Below are 1912 nucleotides of genomic sequence, written 5' to 3'. Positions count from 1 at the left end.
CCCAGGCGGTGCTGACCAAGGCCGCGCCGATGGCGGTTGCCGCTGGGGATGCGACGGTGTACATGGAAGCGCGCGCCAATGACGTGGTTGCCCCGCCGTCGCCGCCCGCACCGCCCGCGCCGTCGCCGCAGATGGCCCCGGCCGCTGCGCCGCGGGGCAACCTGGAGACGCTGGCCGTCAGCAGCAGCAAACGCAGCCGCAGCGCCAACAGCGGCGCCATCGCCGTCACGCTGGCCGCCTGGGAACCCGATTCGGCCTATGCCCGTCGCCTGCGCGGTGCCGCACCGGCGCAGCTGTACGCGCTGTACCTGGCCGAACGCGAGCAGCACAGCGACAGCAGCGCGTTCTACCTGGACGTAGCCGATCTGCTGCTGGCCGCCGGACAGCGCGAGCTGGGCCTGCGCGTGCTGTCCAACCTGGCCGAGATGCAGCTGGAAAACCGGCATGTGTTGCGCGTGCTCGGGTACCGCCTGATGCAGGCCAATGCGCCGGACCTGGCGGTGCCGGTGTTCCGCCAGGTGCTGCGGCTGGGCGAGGAAGAGCCGCAGAGCTTCCGCGACCTGGGCCTGGCCCTGGAGGCCAGCGGGCAGTACCAGCCCGCGCTGGACGCGCTCAACGAAGTAGTGGTGCGGCCCTGGGACAGTCGTTTCGACGGCATCTCGCTGATCGCCCTGGACGAACTCAACACCCTGGCGGCCCGCGAGCGGGTGGATGCCCGCGCCGTCGATCCGCGCCTGCGCCGGGCACTGCCGCTGGACCTGCGGGTGGTGCTCAGCTGGGACAGCGACAACAGCGACATGGACCTGTGGGTCACCGACCCCAACGGCGAGCGCGCCTACTACGGCAACCGGCTCACCTACCAGGGCGGGCAGATGTCGCAGGACTTCACCGGCGGCTACGGGCCGGAACAGTTCTCGCTGCGCGATGCCAAGCCCGGCACGTACAAGGTGGAGGCGAACTTCTTCGGCAGCCGCGAACAGCTGGTCACCGGAGCCACCACCTTGAGCCTGCGCCTGAGCACGCACTGGGGCACCGGCAAGCAGCGCGACCAGCAGGTCACGATGCGCCTGAAGGACCGCGCGGACACCGTGCTCGTCGGCGAGTTCGAGGTGCGCTAGCAATCCACCGCGGGTCGATGGAACGCAGGGCAGGGCGACGCAGATGACGTCGCCCTGTCTGCACCGGGGCAGGCGGCTACAATCGCGGGTCTGCCCCTATTTTCCCCGGCCCTTCTGCATGGATCCTGTCATGGCCCCCGCCACGCCGGTGCGCTGGCGCCCCGCCACCCGTTTGCTGGTCTGGTCGGCGATCCTGCTCACGACTGCGGTCGCCAACGCGTTCGTCGAGGTGATGGACGCCCAGCGCCGTGGCGATGGCCTGGCCCTGTGGGAACCGATGCTCTGGGAGCTCAGCAGCGTCGTCATGATCCTGCTGTCCCTGCCGTTGCTGTGGTGGGGCTGTCAGCGCTGGCCACTGCACGCCGATACCTGGAAGCGACGGCTGCCGACGTACCTGCTGGCCAGCGTGGCGTGGTCGCTGGTGCATGTGGTGGGGATGATGGCCATCCGTCACGTGTCCTATGCGGCGCTGGGCCACCACTACGAAGACGGCTCACCCTGGCCGACGCGGCTGGTGTACGAGTACCTCAAGGACGTGCGTGCGTTCTTCAGCTTCGTGGCGATCGAACACTTCTTCAGCTGGTTTGGCCGGCGTCGGCAGGGCGAGGCGCACCTGTTGGCCGTCGCCGACGATGCCCCGCCGCAGGAGGCGCAGGCCGTGGAGCGCCCCGAACGCTTCCTGGTGCGCAAGCTGGGCCGGGATTTCCTGGTCGCCACCGCCGATATCGAATACGCCCAGGCCGCCGGCAACTACGTCAACCTGCGCGTGCGCGGGCACGACTATCCGTTGCGTA

Annotated in this window: 1 protein-coding gene and 1 pseudogene; both read left to right on the top strand. The window is 69.5% G+C overall.

Translation table 11 applies throughout. The features are described from left to right. Nucleotides 1-1118, top strand: a pseudogene (locus DBR34_RS24215) (DUF2135 domain-containing protein); the annotation flags it as partial. 130 nt (nt 1119-1248) lie between these two features. Beyond that, nucleotides 1249-1912 (top strand): LytTR family transcriptional regulator (locus DBR34_RS19820; RefSeq protein WP_258224174.1); only part of this gene is annotated, 664 nt, incomplete at its 3' end.

Origin of the sequence: Stenotrophomonas sp. HMWF003, from assembly GCF_003061285.1 — a bacterium.
In the GTDB taxonomy this organism is placed as follows: Bacteria; Pseudomonadota; Gammaproteobacteria; order Xanthomonadales; family Xanthomonadaceae; genus Stenotrophomonas; species Stenotrophomonas maltophilia_AP.
This window is presented reverse-complemented; position numbering and strand designations above follow the sequence as displayed.